This window comes from Motilimonas sp. E26 (assembly GCF_021278025.1).
GTDB lineage: Bacteria > Pseudomonadota > Gammaproteobacteria > Enterobacterales > CBDFNC01 > Motilimonas.
The window spans coordinates 57,884-72,017 of sequence record NZ_JAIBHJ010000020.1 but is presented as its reverse complement, the minus strand read 5'-3'; the positions used below and the strand labels follow the sequence as shown (position 1 = coordinate 72,017).

The 14,134-nt window shown below is 44.2% G+C and carries 19 protein-coding genes and 1 pseudogene; 13 read left to right on the top strand and 7 right to left on the bottom strand.

Going from position 1 to position 14,134, the window contains the following annotated elements; translation table 11 throughout:
- Positions 1-376: 376 nt before the first annotated feature.
- On the top strand, positions 377-700 hold the full coding sequence (locus K1M91_RS15705; protein ID WP_232803168.1) for a hypothetical protein: 324 nt from the start codon (positions 377-379) through the stop codon (positions 698-700).
- Positions 690-1,226, top strand: coding sequence for a hypothetical protein (locus K1M91_RS15700; protein ID WP_232803169.1), 537 nt, complete (start codon positions 690-692; stop codon positions 1,224-1,226). The genes K1M91_RS15705 and K1M91_RS15700 overlap by 11 nt, the downstream gene beginning before the upstream one ends.
- A 24-nt stretch (positions 1,227-1,250) precedes the next feature.
- Here K1M91_RS15700 and K1M91_RS15695 read toward each other — a convergent pair.
- Positions 1,251-1,395, bottom strand: a pseudogene (locus K1M91_RS15695) (transposase); the annotation flags it as partial.
- 134 nt (positions 1,396-1,529) lie between these two features.
- On the opposite strand from K1M91_RS15695, the gene K1M91_RS21445 reads away from it, so the two are divergent.
- Both K1M91_RS21445 and K1M91_RS15685 read left to right on the top strand, forming a co-directional pair.
- Positions 1,530-2,669 carry an RHS repeat-associated core domain-containing protein gene (locus K1M91_RS21445; RefSeq protein ID WP_282561162.1) on the top strand — a complete coding sequence of 380 codons (1,140 nt, stop codon included), beginning with the start codon at positions 1,530-1,532 and terminating at the stop codon, positions 2,667-2,669.
- On the top strand, positions 2,656-2,997 hold the full coding sequence (locus K1M91_RS15685; RefSeq protein WP_232803167.1) for an ankyrin repeat domain-containing protein: 342 nt from the start codon (positions 2,656-2,658) through the stop codon (positions 2,995-2,997). Before K1M91_RS21445 ends, K1M91_RS15685 begins: the two co-directional genes overlap by 14 nt.
- Before the next feature lie 8 nt (positions 2,998-3,005).
- On the opposite strand, the gene K1M91_RS15680 is transcribed toward K1M91_RS15685, so the two are convergent.
- Positions 3,006-3,941, bottom strand: coding sequence for a transposase (locus K1M91_RS15680; protein WP_232803166.1), 936 nt, complete (start codon positions 3,939-3,941; stop codon positions 3,006-3,008).
- 75 nt (positions 3,942-4,016) lie between these two features.
- Here K1M91_RS15680 and K1M91_RS21440 point away from each other — a divergent pair, with 75 nt between their 5' ends.
- Both K1M91_RS21440 and K1M91_RS15675 read left to right on the top strand, forming a co-directional pair.
- The gene (locus K1M91_RS21440) at positions 4,017-4,151 is read left to right on the top strand and encodes a hypothetical protein (RefSeq protein ID WP_282561161.1); all 135 of its coding nucleotides are present in this window, start codon (positions 4,017-4,019) and stop codon (positions 4,149-4,151) included.
- 260 nt (positions 4,152-4,411) lie between these two features.
- Positions 4,412-5,065 carry a hypothetical protein gene (locus tag K1M91_RS15675; protein ID WP_232803164.1) on the top strand — a complete coding sequence of 218 codons (654 nt, stop codon included), beginning with the start codon at positions 4,412-4,414 and terminating at the stop codon, positions 5,063-5,065.
- 168 nt (positions 5,066-5,233) lie between these two features.
- Here the strand turns inward: K1M91_RS15675 and K1M91_RS15670 are convergent, their stop codons facing one another.
- Entirely contained in the window at positions 5,234-6,472 is a 1,239-nt protein-coding gene (locus tag K1M91_RS15670) for a threonine/serine exporter family protein (protein ID WP_232803162.1), read from the bottom strand.
- Positions 6,473-6,821: 349 nt separating this feature from the next.
- Here K1M91_RS15670 and K1M91_RS15665 point away from each other — a divergent pair, with 349 nt between their 5' ends.
- The gene (locus K1M91_RS15665; protein ID WP_232803159.1) at positions 6,822-7,634 is read left to right on the top strand and encodes a universal stress protein; all 813 of its coding nucleotides are present in this window, start codon (positions 6,822-6,824) and stop codon (positions 7,632-7,634) included.
- Positions 7,635-7,649: 15 nt separating this feature from the next.
- Here K1M91_RS15665 and K1M91_RS15660 read toward each other — a convergent pair whose 3' ends face one another.
- The gene (locus K1M91_RS15660; protein ID WP_232803157.1) at positions 7,650-9,077 is read right to left on the bottom strand and encodes an HD domain-containing protein; all 1,428 of its coding nucleotides are present in this window, start codon (positions 9,075-9,077) and stop codon (positions 7,650-7,652) included.
- A gap of 126 nt (positions 9,078-9,203) precedes the next feature.
- Here K1M91_RS15660 and K1M91_RS15655 point away from each other — a divergent pair, with 126 nt between their 5' ends.
- The 4 genes from K1M91_RS15655 to K1M91_RS15640 all read left to right on the top strand — a co-directional run bounded on the left by K1M91_RS15655 (position 9,204) and on the right by K1M91_RS15640 (position 11,068).
- A complete protein-coding gene (locus tag K1M91_RS15655) occupies positions 9,204-9,608 on the top strand; it encodes a GNAT family N-acetyltransferase (protein ID WP_232803156.1) in 405 nt (134 codons plus the stop codon).
- Positions 9,609-9,706: 98 nt separating this feature from the next.
- Positions 9,707-10,042 carry a hypothetical protein gene (locus K1M91_RS15650; protein WP_232803154.1) on the top strand — a complete coding sequence of 112 codons (336 nt, stop codon included), beginning with the start codon at positions 9,707-9,709 and terminating at the stop codon, positions 10,040-10,042.
- Positions 10,043-10,202: 160 nt separating this feature from the next.
- On the top strand, positions 10,203-10,841 hold the full coding sequence (locus K1M91_RS15645) for a hypothetical protein (protein WP_232803152.1): 639 nt from the start codon (positions 10,203-10,205) through the stop codon (positions 10,839-10,841).
- Positions 10,842-10,903: 62 nt separating this feature from the next.
- Complete coding sequence (locus K1M91_RS15640) at positions 10,904-11,068, top strand: hypothetical protein (RefSeq protein WP_232803150.1); 165 nt, start codon at positions 10,904-10,906, stop codon at positions 11,066-11,068.
- Here K1M91_RS15640 and K1M91_RS15635 read toward each other — a convergent pair.
- A complete protein-coding gene (locus tag K1M91_RS15635) occupies positions 11,065-11,676 on the bottom strand; it encodes a DNA-3-methyladenine glycosylase I (protein WP_232803148.1) in 612 nt (203 codons plus the stop codon). The two genes, K1M91_RS15640 and K1M91_RS15635, sit on opposite strands and share 4 nt — an antisense overlap.
- A 697-nt stretch (positions 11,677-12,373) precedes the next feature.
- Here K1M91_RS15635 and K1M91_RS21435 point away from each other — a divergent pair.
- Both K1M91_RS21435 and K1M91_RS15630 read left to right on the top strand, forming a co-directional pair.
- Entirely contained in the window at positions 12,374-12,505 is a 132-nt protein-coding gene (locus tag K1M91_RS21435; RefSeq protein WP_282561160.1) for a hypothetical protein, read from the top strand.
- A 52-nt stretch (positions 12,506-12,557) separates the two neighbouring features.
- Positions 12,558-12,770, top strand: coding sequence for a hypothetical protein (locus K1M91_RS15630; protein ID WP_232803146.1), 213 nt, complete (start codon positions 12,558-12,560; stop codon positions 12,768-12,770).
- Here the strand turns inward: K1M91_RS15630 and K1M91_RS15625 are convergent.
- Positions 12,759-13,220, bottom strand: coding sequence for a GAF domain-containing protein (locus tag K1M91_RS15625; RefSeq protein ID WP_232803144.1), 462 nt, complete (start codon positions 13,218-13,220; stop codon positions 12,759-12,761). The two genes, K1M91_RS15630 and K1M91_RS15625, sit on opposite strands and share 12 nt — an antisense overlap.
- A 129-nt stretch (positions 13,221-13,349) precedes the next feature.
- Positions 13,350-14,105, bottom strand: a complete 756-nt coding sequence (locus K1M91_RS15620; RefSeq protein ID WP_232803142.1) for a hypothetical protein — start codon at positions 14,103-14,105, stop codon at positions 13,350-13,352.
- Positions 14,106-14,134: the final 29 nt, after the last annotated feature.

The following is a 14,134-nucleotide window of genomic DNA, read 5'->3' as shown; positions in this document are numbered from 1 at the left end:
AGATATCTATGGTAAAAATACTGGCGAGTTGTCTGATTTTATCCAACAGCCAAGGCTTGCGATGTTCGTAACTTTTTGGGTGTAGTGGTCAATGCCGCATAAAAAAGCGCGACGCACGCAGCGGCTGGTGACATGGTAAAAGGCGTTGATTCAGGGCAAATCAGCTGCTTGCGAGATAAAGTCATTGCCACATCCTGCTCATTAAGTGGTTTGTAAACTATGGCTCAGGACATGAATTAGCGCAAAAAGAGATGGGTGTCCCGTTACTTCTCCAGCATTCATAGGCGCATGTGCCGCGAATCCAGCTTGTGGGGCAGCAGTTGCTACAGGAATTGTAGCTGCGGGTTCTTGGTGGGCAAATACAAACCCATGGGCTATGAACTCAGATAGTGACTGGGGGGATTGGGGAGAAGAAGATTATACGCCTGATCCTTATGGAGGTTATACTGGTCACGATGAAGGAGATGCTATCAATCTTGGTGAAAACTTAAGGGGAGACGAGTCTTGTGAATTACTTGCTTGGGCAATTGAAGTTTTGACTCACCGAAAACAAGGCCGGGGTTTTAACGATGGGCGTTTTTTTGGGGGGGGGGGGGCTGATGCTGGTCATGCGACTCGAAATGGTAAAATTGATGCAGCGTTAGTAAATCTTCAAAATGCTATGGCGAATTGTGATAAGGATAAAAACTGTGACGCCTGATTGTTATCTTGCGGAGTTAAATGGCTATCTGAGAGCTTTGTCTCAGGTAGCTGGTCCAGCATATGGTTTTGGAGTAAAGAAGTTTTCCAATAGTTGTTCTGAACTAAATGGTACAATTACGAAGATTGTTTCTGAATGGAATGCGGGAGAAACTTCAAGAAAAAATAGCGAATACTTCTACAAAGGAAAAAAAATATTAAGTAGCCGTGATCTATTGAACAAGGTTGAGGGGGTGCTTAAAAAATCGCTATTTAAAACCAAGGGAAGTGGTGAGCGGGAGCTGTATTGTCTGAAATCTATAATGGAAGATATAAATGAGTTTTATGGGCTTGTATCTTCTTCTTTGAATGAAGACGGTGTCTTCCATCCATTAATAGAGTCTCCGGTCTACGAGTTAGATATACGCAATTCGAAACACAGCGCTTCCTTCTATTACTTGGTGAGGATAGAGGGAATGGTAGTTGTCACATATTTCAGGAAAATAATGGACACCCAGTGCGCCGAGCCAAATCGATTGGAGGTGTAAGTCTTCTGACTGGTAAGGCCTAGCAAGCCAGTCAAGGCTTGCGATGTTCGTAACTTTTTTGGGTGTAGTGGTCGATGCCGCATAAAAAAGTGCGACGCACGCAGCGGCTGGTGACATGGTAGTAAGGCGTTGATTCAGGGCAAATCAGCTGCTTGCGAGATAAAGTCATTGCCACATCCTGCTCATTAAGTGGTTTGTAAACTATGGCTCAGGACATGAGTTAGCGCAAAAAGAGATGGGGTCCCGTTACTCGCACATCCCGTTACTCGCAAATCGTACGAATATGACGGCGTAGGTAACCGTTTGACAGAAGAGTCTGCAAATGGAGTGACGTCGTATGTTTATCAAACGCAGAGCAACCGAATAGAAACCCACAACGGCATGCGTGTTGAACTGGATGCGGTAGGTAACACGCTGTCGTCATCATTGACAGGTCAGCAATATCGTTACAATGCAGAGGGCCGCTTGGCTTGGCTAGACAATGGTACGTATGTAACCCAATACCAGTACAACGGATTGAGTGAGCGGGTCATCAAAGAGATAGGCCAAGACACTTATCTTTACTACTACAGCACCGCAGGCCAGCTACTTGAGACGCAATACTATCAAGGCGCTACGCAGGTTTGGTCAAAACAAATTATCTGGCTGGGCAGCTTGCCACTGGCACAGGTAACACAAAATGCCACCGGCAGTGAAATAGTGTACCTGCACGCAGACCATTTAAACACGCCTCGCAAGGCCACCAATGAGCAACAACAAGTGGTTTGGCAATGGTCATCGGATGCTTACGGCAATGGCGCCGCCCATGAAGACGTGGATGGCGACCAGCAACTGACGCAAATTGACCTGCGTTTTCCGGGGCAACTATTTGATGCGGAATCAGGGCTGTATTATAACTACTATCGTTATTACGACCCGAAGACCGGGCGCTACATCACCAGTGACCCGATTGGTCTGAATGGCGGGATGAATACTTTCGCGTATGTAGATGGGAATCCAGTAAGTTATATAGACCCTTATGGTGAATCAGCAACCGCTGTTGTTGGCACTTGGGTTGCTGCAGATACAGCTGTTCCAGATCCAACTGATTTGGCATGGCCGAAGTGGTTTGTGTATGGAGCTGCTTTTACTGGTGCCACGGCATTTGATTGGGCTTGGACAACTTGGTACAACAGTGAAAAAGCAGAACGAAAGAAAGCTTACGCAGAATATAAAGACTTTCAAAAGCAAGGCTACACTAGAGATAATGACCCATGTAAAGAGCTAAAGAATCGAATTGAGTTTATTGAAAAAATGATTCAATATCGTGAAGCTTTTGACAGAAACTTCCCTCACAACAAGTATCCTAATGGGAGACACGCAAAGCCAATCGCTATGGATAAAGAAGACGTTGAACGACTTAAGAAAAAATACAAGGAAATGTGCTCAGATGAGTGCTCATGAGCAAAAATATAGAGCTCTTATTGAAAAGTACTCAAACCTTGCGATGTTTGAAGATGTAGGTTTAGAATCTTTTGATCAGCAGGGGAGATTTGATGAAGATACTCCGTTTCATGTTGCAGCTTACTCAGGAGAAATCGAAGACCTGAAACAAATGCTTGCGTTTGGTGTTGATATAAATGTCGTTGGAGGTATTGGTAATACCGCCCTACATTATGCAGCTATGGCCGATAATAGACCACTATACGAGTTCCTTATTATAAATGGCGCACTAATTAAGAAAAACGACTATGGCGACTTACCATGCGACTTATTTGATGTATCAGACTAGTCGGGTATTCAATTCTCACTTTTATTGTATTCTATAGATCGCTCAGGCCTCACACTGAAAAGTGCGGGGCCTTTTTCGTGCCTTTCTGCCAGCTGTGTTTGCAACCTTTTCCGGTTGTGATTTGCAGGTTGTTGCAGGTTCAAACCTGTATGATCAAACAAATACCAACAAATACCGGACAGCCATCTAAATAACCGCAGGTACTCTTCAAAATAGAATGGAATTTCATGGGGTTGACGTGAATCAAATTGACGCTCAAAGGGTAACAGCTCGGATTTCGTTACCTGATTGGCATCTTGCTTTGTTTTATATTGCTGTATCCGCTCATAAATCGAGGTGAATTCTTGCTCTTCGATGCGCTGGGCGATATTGGCTCGAATTGGATTTAAATCGACATAAGTCATGCACGTTAGCAGCGCTTTCTCATCCAGCAAGGCTTGGCTTTTAAACCGTCCTTTCCAAAAATGGCCCTTGCATTTATCTTCTTGGTTGGCTCTGCGGGCAATATCTTCATTTAAACAACGCATAAACCAGCTGATGTCCTTAAGGCGTTTTCGCCATTTTTCTATCAGCTCTGCAACGACTTCTGGCTGGGCAGTGTTTTGCTCTTTCCCTACTAGCCAATCACCCACCAACATGGGCATAGCAAACAATTGTTGCCAGCGCTCCACGACGTCAACATCTGATAAATCACGGTTATCGGCTAAATTAATGTGCAATATTAGATGGTAATGACTGCTCATAATGGCGTAAGCACAGATATCTATGGTAAAAATACTGGCGAGTTGTTTGATTTTATCCAACAGCCAAGGTTTACGATGTTCGTAACTTTTTTGGGTGTAGTGGTCGATGCCGCATAAAAAAGCGCGTCGCACGCAGCGGCTGGTGACATGGTAGTAAGTCGTTGATTCAGGGAAAATCAGCTGCTTGCGAGATAAAGTCATGGCCACATCCTGCTCATTAAGTGGTTTGTAAACTATGGCTCAGGATCCAGAGTGTGACTGTGTCGGGTAAAAAATATGAGAAGAGTGAGTGTTATTATTGTTATTGTTATTGTGGCCTTAATTTGTTTCTTTGCTCCTCGACTCGTCGATAAAAAAGAAATAATTGATGCGATAGCTGAGTCTGTTGAGGCTATGGAAGAATCGCCATAGCTTTGTCAGTTAATAACATTTAGCAGGTTTGGTCAAAACAAATCATCTGGTTGGTAAATGTAATAGTCAGTTGGATTCATGCGCTGACATCATGCAGAAAATGGTAAATGGATAGTAATGTAATAATGCGCGAAACAGCTAAATGGGCTTTGTTTTAAGGGAGGTTTTGTGCATATCTGTGAGTCCCTGAAGCTGCAAGTACACTGAACCGTTGTGCTGCTATTGCTGCAAAATCGTGCCCAGATTTTTAAGGGAACTGCATGAGAGAAGAAAATGAAATAGCTTTGAGTGAGTTTGAGCGCTCACTCTCTCGGCCAACAATGCTATCTGATCCGTGTCAAGAATATGGTGAAGATTGCTTAGGCAAAATTCTAGCGAAGAGCGACCAGCAGATTTCAGGGGTAGACTACTCGATTTTGTTTAATACCAACTTACCTTGTGGTAAGAACACTGAGGCGATGTATTTCTTACCCGCTTCAATTGATTATTTATCAGGTTTACCCGCCGATCATGCTGAGATGCTAGAGGAATGGCTCGGCTTTATCGTAAAGAACATTCCTGATATCGAGTCCTTGAACTTAATGAACAGCTTTAGCTCACTATTGGCAATTATGTTTGAAAGCGTAACTTCTTCTTATGATGTTGTTAGCATGGGGGATGAAGAGTGTGGAGAAAAGGGATGGGGTATCAGTCATTTTGAGTATGTCAGGGGTAGCCTAATCGTTTGCGGCTTGGTCCAAGAGTTGTCGCGGACTCGCCAAGGAAAAATGATTGCGAAAGGTTTTATCGAGCATCTCTTAGGGAGAAATGACGAGGCTGCAAATAAGTGGTTGATTGAGATAGCTAGTGAGTGTGAGGAAGAAATTGATATCTTTCTTTCGACTGAGCAGTTTGACAAGTTGCTATTGGATTGAATCTGCGATAGGAAAATAGTGAACACCCACTCATTTGCTCATGAATACATGGATGGCGAAATATCTCCCTATACGCTTTACGTTTTCATCCCTGAAAACGTAATTTTGCAGTAAAAATATACTTGATCAATTCGTAATAGACTTAAGCAAAACTGAAGCTAAATTAAGCTACAACGTACTCTTGGGCGGTATCGCCACGTTGGCGAATACTAACCCCGCCACCAAAGACATAAAGATCAAGAAGGTTTGTGAGCCGAGATTGGGCACGTTTACGATGGATTCGCCCAACACTAAGCTGTTTAAGCTGATGTAAGTTTTGCTGCCAGGCACCAGCAATACGATGCCTTGTAGCAACACCACTGATGCAGGAGACTTGGTCCAGCGCGCATAAAGGTTGCCGTAAACACCCACGGCAAAAGCGCCAATAAAGGGGCCCAGTGCCTCGCCTAAATAAAAACTTCCTAGCACGCTGGTGACATAAGCGATGATGCCGGCTAAAACCCCCCAGATAATGTCTTTTTTACGGACTTTAAAAATAACCGCAAGGCCAATAGAGAGCAGCAGTACACCCAGCCATTTTGCCCAAAATGGCATCATTTCGGGCAGCGGGTGGATCGCTTGTCCCCAACATAGTGCGCCTAATGCCATGCCCAATACCGCGCCGAAATATAATTTAAACAGCACCATGATGGCATCCATCAGACGCGCTGTTCCAGACACTAATTCACGCGAAGCCAACTCACTGAGCGCCATGGTGAGGGATAATCCGGGAATAAATATAATAATGGCTGATAACACCGCCACAGACACATTTAGCTGGCTTTCAAAGGTGGCAATGCCCATGGCAATAAACGCGGAGCATAGTGCGACCAAGGGCTCAAGAGAGTCGGAGACGCGACGCGAGTATTGGGCGCGCACTACCAAAAAATACACCACTAGGCTTAACAAGGTGGCCCATAATGTGGTTGGCCAATTACTTGACATCAGCATAGCAAAAGCGCCACCACTGGCAGCGTAGGCTAACGCAACCCAAACTTGATGGTAAGGGTTGGGTTTGTTTTGAATTTCTTTCAAGCGTAGTAAGGCTTGAGTTAAATTCATGTCGGTGCTTTGTACTTGCTGTACTAGATCGTTGGTACGAGCAAGGCTGCCCAAGTCAATTTCACCTGGCTTAACTCTAACAATGTGTGTACTTTCAATAGGTTGTTCGTCTTGGTTGTCAGTTGGCTGCCATAACACAAAAGTCAGTGAGGTAGGGGTGACAAGAAATGAACCCTGTAATCCCATGGTTTCCGCTACGCTTTTTAAGTGCGCTTCTAGGCGATAAGCGGGCGTACCAAACTGGTGTAATGCCTTGCCTAGTTTAATGATAAAGCGACGCTTAATATCGTAAGTGTTTTGGTTCATAGGGCCGAAAAATACCTGATAGTGAGAGAGTTAATTGGTGGCCTGATTCTAGCCAGACTTTGTCTGTATTCATACTGAGAAATTATAGAATATTCAGCTGAATAAAGTGTTAGTCAAGCGTAATTAAACTGGCAAACTCGGTATGCTTCGATATACCTAGCTTCAGCTCTGTTTAAGCCTGACGCGGCCAGATAAAGCAAGTTGAGTGGCAAGGCTGCTGATCAGCGCTGCGCTTTTGCCTGTTTCTTTGCTTTCTTCAGTGGGTGCTTTATAGCTTTTGAGGTCGAAATTTTGCGCTTCAACTAGACTGAAAAGTGTCGCTATTAATTGTTAAGGCTGTAGAGGTTTTATGGATACGCTGAGTGTGCTGTGGACTATCACTGCGGCAAATAAGGCCGCGAGTGTTGTGCCTAAAGTGGTGCGATTGTGTCGTGGTCAGTCGCTACACTGCTTATCCACTTTTTCAGCCAATAACATGCCAGCGCAAGCTGCTGCAGAGCAGTTTTTTTCGCACTTACGGCAATGTGTTGCGGCTCAGCATATTCCCTTGCAGTGTGCATCTCGCAGTGGTGATTGGTTTGATATCACAAATGATTATCTGGCTGAGCATCATTGCACTTGCTTAGTCGTTAGCCCTCAAATTAACCAGGGGAGCAGTCTTGCAAGTGATCGCGCGCTGCTACGGATGTTGCAGCAAAGCGTAGTCGATGTATATGTGCTATCAATGCAACCTTGGTCAAATCAGCAGTGTGTGCTGGTGGCTCTTGATTTAAACCATCGTAGTGGCAAGGTATTTGCGCATGCTCATCAAGTTGCGCAACAATTATCATTGCCATTGGAAGTCGTATTTATTGTTGATTTGCTGCAGCAAGCCCATATTGCTGATGCAGTATTATTGCAACAAACGCAATTGTTGAACGAGGCAATCTTAAATGCCAAACAGCATATGGCGGCGTTAATTAAGCGTAGCCAAGTGGCAGTTAGCGAAATCCATTATCGGGTTGGTCAGCGCGATCAGCAGTTAATGCAACAACTAAAAGCAAGCCCAGTGGCGATGTTAGTCATGGGTCAGCATCATCACGTCGATATTATTGGTGGCGATGGCGTGGCGCACATATTGCGTGATAAAGAGGTTGATTTGTGCGTGGTTGCAACATATTAAGTGTCTGTTTTAGTTCTATTTATTTGTTAGTTTAATGCTGGGTATAGGTTTGCTGCGAGGTTGAGACGTTTTCGCGCTGATACTTAGGGATTGGCTTTCATTCGGAAAAAGCTCGGGATGGCATTTAATCAAGTTAACTAAGGCATCAAAGCAACGCGGATCCAGCGCACTGTTGACAGATTCACTCATAATGCTCAAGGTTTTACTTATCGGTATCGCTCCTCGGTAGGGGCGATCGGCAGTAATGGCATCAAAAATATCAGCGGTGGTGATAATACGGCTTTCTAGGGTAATCTCGGATCCTGTAAGGCCTTTTGGGTAACCTTTGCCATCTAAGCGCTCGTGATGAGCGGCACTAATAGCGGCGAGTTCGCCAAAAGCAGGAATTCGACCCAAGATGTCTTGGGTGTACACGGCATGTAGCTTGATTGCGTCATATTCTTCATCGGTTAGCTTGCCCGGCTTATCTAAAATGCTATTACTGACGCCTAATTTACCGACATCATGTAGCAGCGCACCGCGTTTGATCCAACGGATCCTTTCTGCTGTAAAACCCATTTGCTCGGCCAATAGGCTTGAATATAAACCCACTCTAGCGCTATGGCCTGCAGTAAAAGGGCTTTTGGCATCAACTACCTGGCCATATGCTTCAGCAATGTCATCGTAAAAATCTTCATCGAGCTCTTGTTCAAAACCGCCTGGCTCTAAGGATAGAATATGCTGATCTAACTTGTCGGATGTTAGCATTGCCCAAAATTCAGCATCACTTGCAATGTGGGCAAATGCCGCACTTAGGGCGGGATCAAACCAAGTACCAGCTCGCTTGCTGGCTTCTGATATTGCCGCCTCGTTACCGTCTGCTTGATGCATCACATCGACGACTTGAGCAAATAATGCAATGCGAGCATAGATAGGAATTTGCTCTCCTTGCAAAGCATCCGGTCTGCCCGAGCCATCCCAGTGTTCATCTAGGGCGTGAATACCGCCTGCAACTTGTTCGGAAAAACGTAATTGCCGGGCGATGTCGGCACCTCGGGTACAGCGTGTTTTAATCAACTCTTGAGCTATTTCATCGCCATGGGCGAAAATGTCTGAGATGGCCCGAAATCGACTTAATATGCCTGCTTTAGTGCCAGTGTGGCGTAACACAAACCTAAGAACCTGCGGCAGACTGCCGTCGACCCACTTAAACTCTCGTTTGAATGATAGGTCGTCAGTTAAATACAGCTCACAAATCCGCGATGCGTTGCTAGAGCAGCCCAAATCTTTTAACAGCAATACATAGTATAGATTCCACAGATCTTGTTTATTGAGTCCTATTGTTTCACCCAATTTCATCCCAATCCAGCAGCAGCGAATGCAATGACCAGCAGGTTGGCCCTCGGTAATATCAAGGGCATAACTGAGTGAACTAATAAGCTCTGATAGTTTTAAACGTGGCATGCTGTTCCAAACTGCGGTTAAATGAGCATTGATCAATATATTAGAAGATGGGTCATGTTTTGCACGAACAGACAGTTTATTCTTTGGTAAGGTGTGGAATAGATCATTAATTAGCAGAGTGAGACGATGGAGATCATTGTATTAAATTGGCAGCAAACGCTAGCTATACGGCAAGCGGTGTTGTGGCCTAATCAACCGCAATCATTTTCTCAAGTGAGCGGTGACGAGGATGCAAAGCACTATGGCGTGGTAATTGATGGCAAGTTGGTATCCGTTGCTTCGATATTTGTAGATCAACATGAGGCAAGGTTGCGTAAATTTGCCACCTTGCAGGAATTTCAAGGTCGTGGCATAGGCAGTTATTTAATCGAGTATATTTTGCATCAGCTAATTGAACAAGGTTATAAATTATTTTGGTGTGACGCCAGAGAATCAGCCCTTGGTTTTTACCAGCGTTTTGGCATGGCTATCTCGGGCGAGCGTTTTTATAAAGCTGATCAAGCTTATTTTAAGATGGCCAAACAGCTGTAATCTCATTCGATTATTTTGCGCGTTGTTCATCAATTAGTCTTGGCCTAGGATCAGACGGCACAGACTTTTTACCATTACATCCGAAAAGGAGTGAAACGTTGAGTATTCCTATGATTAAGGCGTCGTTGATCAGTTTTATGGTTAGTGCGGCGTTAATGTTTGGCCTAAGTTTCTTACATTGGCATTGGGCAAATAGTACACCTCTGAATGAGTTACTGTTTTGTTATGCGCTAGTGGGTTTCTTACTGGGCGGCATCATGTTCACGTCTTATTTTACTGGGCAAGATGCTGACCGCAATTTTAAAATGGAATTTTCTTGGTGGCCGCAGCCAAAAGACTCACCTATTGCTGGGCACTCGATGGTGATTATGGGGGGACCTATGATGCTGGCCGCAGCCGCTATTATGTTAGGGCTGTATCAAATAGGCTTTTAATATAAATCAAGTATATTAACTGGGTATTTGGCCACACTCAAAACTCTTGATGAGAGCCATGATCTAAGCTAACGCGCGTTCCTTGCCATTCGAGTAAAGTGTAGGGGCTTGATGGATAACAAGCCCACAGCCTTAATCTCGGACGAAATAGGTAATACTGATGACTAACAATCAAAACCCTTTGGCGATTCTCAAAGGGCTCTTACTCAGTCGCGACGCGTTTTTGTCGATGATTCTCCCCGCGCTGTTATACCTTGGCGTGTATCACTATGCTGGTTTACTTTATGCGGTATTAGTGTCAGGAATTTATGGCATTGTTATAAGCCTTACGCTGAAATCCTTAGGGCCAATCGCATTAGTATTTGCCCTGTTTGGTTTAATTGAATTGCTGATAGTGACCTTTACCCCAGCAGGCTGGCTGGTTGATGTCGTGTTTATTCAAGTGCTTGCAGGCGCGGTGAAATCGGCATTAGTTTTTTTAATTTTTTCTCTACTAGGTAAACCGATTCCTCGGTTATTTGCCGAACTAGGCAGTCCTGAACTTAAAGCATGGGAATTTAGCCAAACTCCGCGTTACCAACAAATCTGGCAACAGGCATCCGCTATTTGGATTGTTGCTTACAGTTTAAAAGCGGCATTACTCTGGCTTGCTTATCCAATTGAAGAAGCTACGTTAGCAACTGTTAAAGTTGTGTCTGGTTGGCCACTTCATGCTGCGCTATTGGTGGTGTTGGTCTATTTCGTGCAATACCAATTTAGCCGGGCGATGCAGCTTCAAGTGCAAGCCCAGCGTGAATAACAGGCAATTGACCAGCATGAACTAAACTTACAGTAGAATCAGAATTATCAGAGGTAATGAGGATGACTGATTTTACAGAAACCATGCGCCGTAAAGGCAAAGCAGAAGAAGATATCTACTTTGCGCGATTAGATCAGCAGCTAATAGAGTTGATGCATCAAAAGCAAGGCTCAAAGCATCATGAGAAGAATGAATCGAGTGAGTTGCTGCCAGATTTAGAGGGTTAATTTTCCGGCGGGGTAAACGCAGCTCTGGCTTGTTCAGCTTTACTGCGACTAATACACTCAGGCGTATGATCGTTAATTAATCCCATTGCCTGAATAAAGGCGAAGGCGGTGGTGGGGCCAACAAACTTCCAACCACGTTTTTTTAACGCTTTGGCGAGGGCAACTGATTCGGCTGTCGTGGTTTGGCTTTGCGGAATACGGTCAGCATCGGGTTTGGCTTCAAATTGCCAGAAAAAGGCGGCAAGAGAGCCTGCTTCTTTAACTAATGCTTGTGCACATTTGGCGTTGTTGATTACCGCTTCAATTTTACCGCGATGGCGCACTATGCCGGCGTTTTGCAATAAACGTTCGATGTCGGCGTCATTAAACTGGGCAACTTTATTGAAATCAAACTGAGCAAAGGCGGCGCGGAAGTTGTCACGCTTATTTAATATGGTGCGCCAGCTTAAACCCGACTGAAAACTCTCAAGGCAAATTTTCTCAAACAAGCGTTGGTCATTATCGACCGGGAAGCCCCATTCATGGTCGTGATAAGGCACAAACTCAGGCGCACCTGCACACCAACCACAACGTGGTAAGCCGTCATCGGCGATAAAAGGTTGACTCATGTTGGCTCCTTGCTAGGTGATTCCTTGGCGTCGCATATTATTTTTAAAGCATAACTGAAAAAACTCAATAAAATAATTGTTTTACTGGGTCAAAATTCGCTCAGGGTAGACTGCACAGGGCTGAGTTGATTGGGATGGTTCTGTAAGAACAATACTACTCACTCGGGGAGGGGAGGCTGCGGGTGACCGTATTCTGCTTGCCAAAAATGCCGGGAAAAATCATCCGTAATTGACCTGTGGGTTGACCTTATAATTACGCAGTCTCTGGTTTGGCCTTGGTTTGTCAACAACTAAGGCGGCTAATGCCGCCTTACAACCCTAAACAACTTTAATCTGTGTCTAAGCTATTGTTGTTTGGGGATAAACATCCTTTCGTGTCAGAATTATTTGGCGCCTTTAATAAAAGCTACCGTCATACCAACAAACAACATCCATGCGGCTAAGTAGATCATTAGTTACCCTTCTCGCTTACTGATGAATGTTGATGATAGCTTAATAAGCCGTTTGCGCTATTCGCTAGATCTCATACAGGACAGAATATTTTCTTATTTTCGAGAAAATGTGACTTTTTTAACATTAAATTGAAATGTAACGGGTTGAAGCAATAGAAGGTTTATATTATGTAACAAATATTGGTCATTTTTTGGTCAGTTATTGACCTGGTTATCGTTGGTGACTCGATGAATGGAGAAAAAAATTGAAACAAACCCCACCGTTGGATTATCAGCGTTACTTCCCCGTTTGGTTGTTGTTGTCTGAACTGTATTTAGATAATGAGTTTGATGAGCAAGCTAGTGCTCATCTAGCGCGGCGGTTAGAAAGATACTGAATTTAGTTTAATACAGCTTGAGCAAATATTATTCTCGCAGGTGCACCCTGTATTGCATTGGAATTTATTAAGCGTGGCTGGAGAGTGGGTAAGTTTTGAAGCAGTCAGCTTGCAAGATGCGATAAACGATTATTTAGCTGGACAGCAAAGTCTTCGAGGTAAGTTAAAACACCTGACGAGTTGGCCGTGGCGGCGTTATAGCCAAGCCTTAGTTGTCGCGGATTGGCTGCGGGTTAAAACGTTATATAAAGATCTAAAACCCTAATTTAGCTTGAATATGTTCGACAAACTCACTCAAGCCTTGTTGGTCTATTTCAGTAAAGCGATTAAGAATTGGGCTATCGATATCGAGCACGGCCACCGTTTGGGTGTTTACATTAACCGGTAGCACTATTTCAGACTGGCTAGCCGCATCACACGCAATATGGCCCGGAAATTCATGAACATCGGCAATGCATTGGATCGTGTTGCTACTAAACGCTTTGCCACACACACCTTTGTCTAAATCAATGCGCACGCATGCTACCTTGCCTTGAAAAGGTCCCAATACCAGTTGCTCTCCTTTGTGTAGATAAAAGCCGACCCAGTTGATGTTACTTAAGTTCATATTGAGTAAGGCGCTGATGTTAGACAAATTGGCAATCAGGTCTGGCTCGCCTTCAATTAATGCCAGTGCTTGTTGAGTGAGTAATTGGTAGTCTTTTAATGAATTCATATCATTGGCTGCTTATTATTAGTTTGAGAGCGGTAATTACAGCATATTTTGCTGGGGACTTTCGATAGTATATCGTTTTTAGTGCCTTCAACCCCCACCTAGCCATGGTGATAGGGTTGAAGTGTAAATCTATTCGCTTACTGCACTTATTTGACCTGTACCTATGGCTAATTGTTTTTCTGCCTCGGTATATGGCCGACAAGAAACATCGTAAACTTTTTGATACCACTGAAAATATTTATACAGCGAACGCAAGTTACGAAAGTAAAAGCCGTAACCTTTAGCCAAGCAAGCGCCATCTTGTTGCGGAATATTAGCAAACACGTCTTCTTCGGGATAATACAAGGCAGGTAAAAAATGGCTGGCTTCAATTTTGTAATACTTGCCATTGTCGGCTTGCGTGCTGCAAGGTAATGAGGTGCAGCCGGTAAATTGATACTGCTCACCAGCCTCAATTTCTTGCTTACCTGTGGTGTAGACGAGCTCTTCAAACTGAGTGCCGTAAAAGTAAGCGGCAGTGATTGAAAAATAGATGACCAGTAAAACTGCGCTCAGCCAAGAGCCGTTAATACCTAAGCGGCGTGCTGAAAAGTTAACTTCATCAGGTTTTTGCTTATCCGGCTCAAAGGCGAGCCAAACTCCTGCTTTTTTTAGGAATCGAAATACGGGGTTACGGCCGCTAAATACATAACCTAGCCAAACAAAAGGGCGTAACACCACGAAGCGGATCTTAGCCAGTAGCCAAAAAATAGCAGCGATGGCTTTAACTAGTAATGATGGATTAGTATCCATAGGAGCATCAGTGGCTGCGCTGTCAGCCAACGCTTGCTGCGCCTGGCGTAACAGAGCATCACGATCCATGGGGGGCTCATTATTTTGCTTCATGGTGTTTCCTACTGCTTTGTTATTAGAAA

Excerpts from the sequence above, each read along its gene's own strand:
- K1M91_RS15660 (WP_232803157.1), bottom strand. The coding sequence starts at position 9,077 with ATGCCACGTTTAAAACTATCAGAGCTTATTAGTTCACTCAGTTATGCC.
- K1M91_RS15680 (WP_232803166.1), bottom strand. The coding sequence starts at position 3,941 with ATGACTTTATCTCGCAAGCAGCTGATTTTCCCTGAATCAACGACTTAC.
- K1M91_RS15665 (WP_232803159.1), top strand. The coding sequence starts at position 6,822 with ATGGATACGCTGAGTGTGCTGTGGACTATCACTGCGGCAAATAAGGCC.
- K1M91_RS15685 (WP_232803167.1), top strand. The coding sequence starts at position 2,656 with ATGAGTGCTCATGAGCAAAAATATAGAGCTCTTATTGAAAAGTACTCA.
- K1M91_RS15670 (WP_232803162.1), bottom strand. The coding sequence starts at position 6,472 with ATGAACCAAAACACTTACGATATTAAGCGTCGCTTTATCATTAAACTA.
- K1M91_RS15620 (WP_232803142.1), bottom strand. The coding sequence starts at position 14,105 with ATGAAGCAAAATAATGAGCCCCCCATGGATCGTGATGCTCTGTTACGC.
- K1M91_RS15655 (WP_232803156.1), top strand. The coding sequence starts at position 9,204 with ATGGAGATCATTGTATTAAATTGGCAGCAAACGCTAGCTATACGGCAA.
- K1M91_RS15625 (WP_232803144.1), bottom strand. The coding sequence starts at position 13,220 with ATGAATTCATTAAAAGACTACCAATTACTCACTCAACAAGCACTGGCA.
- K1M91_RS21440 (WP_282561161.1), top strand. The coding sequence starts at position 4,017 with ATGAGAAGAGTGAGTGTTATTATTGTTATTGTTATTGTGGCCTTAATT.
- K1M91_RS15705 (WP_232803168.1), top strand. The coding sequence starts at position 377 with ATGAACTCAGATAGTGACTGGGGGGATTGGGGAGAAGAAGATTATACG.
- K1M91_RS15635 (WP_232803148.1), bottom strand. The coding sequence starts at position 11,676 with ATGAGTCAACCTTTTATCGCCGATGACGGCTTACCACGTTGTGGTTGG.
- K1M91_RS15640 (WP_232803150.1), top strand. The coding sequence starts at position 10,904 with ATGACTGATTTTACAGAAACCATGCGCCGTAAAGGCAAAGCAGAAGAA.
- K1M91_RS15645 (WP_232803152.1), top strand. The coding sequence starts at position 10,203 with ATGACTAACAATCAAAACCCTTTGGCGATTCTCAAAGGGCTCTTACTC.
- K1M91_RS15675 (WP_232803164.1), top strand. The coding sequence starts at position 4,412 with ATGAGAGAAGAAAATGAAATAGCTTTGAGTGAGTTTGAGCGCTCACTC.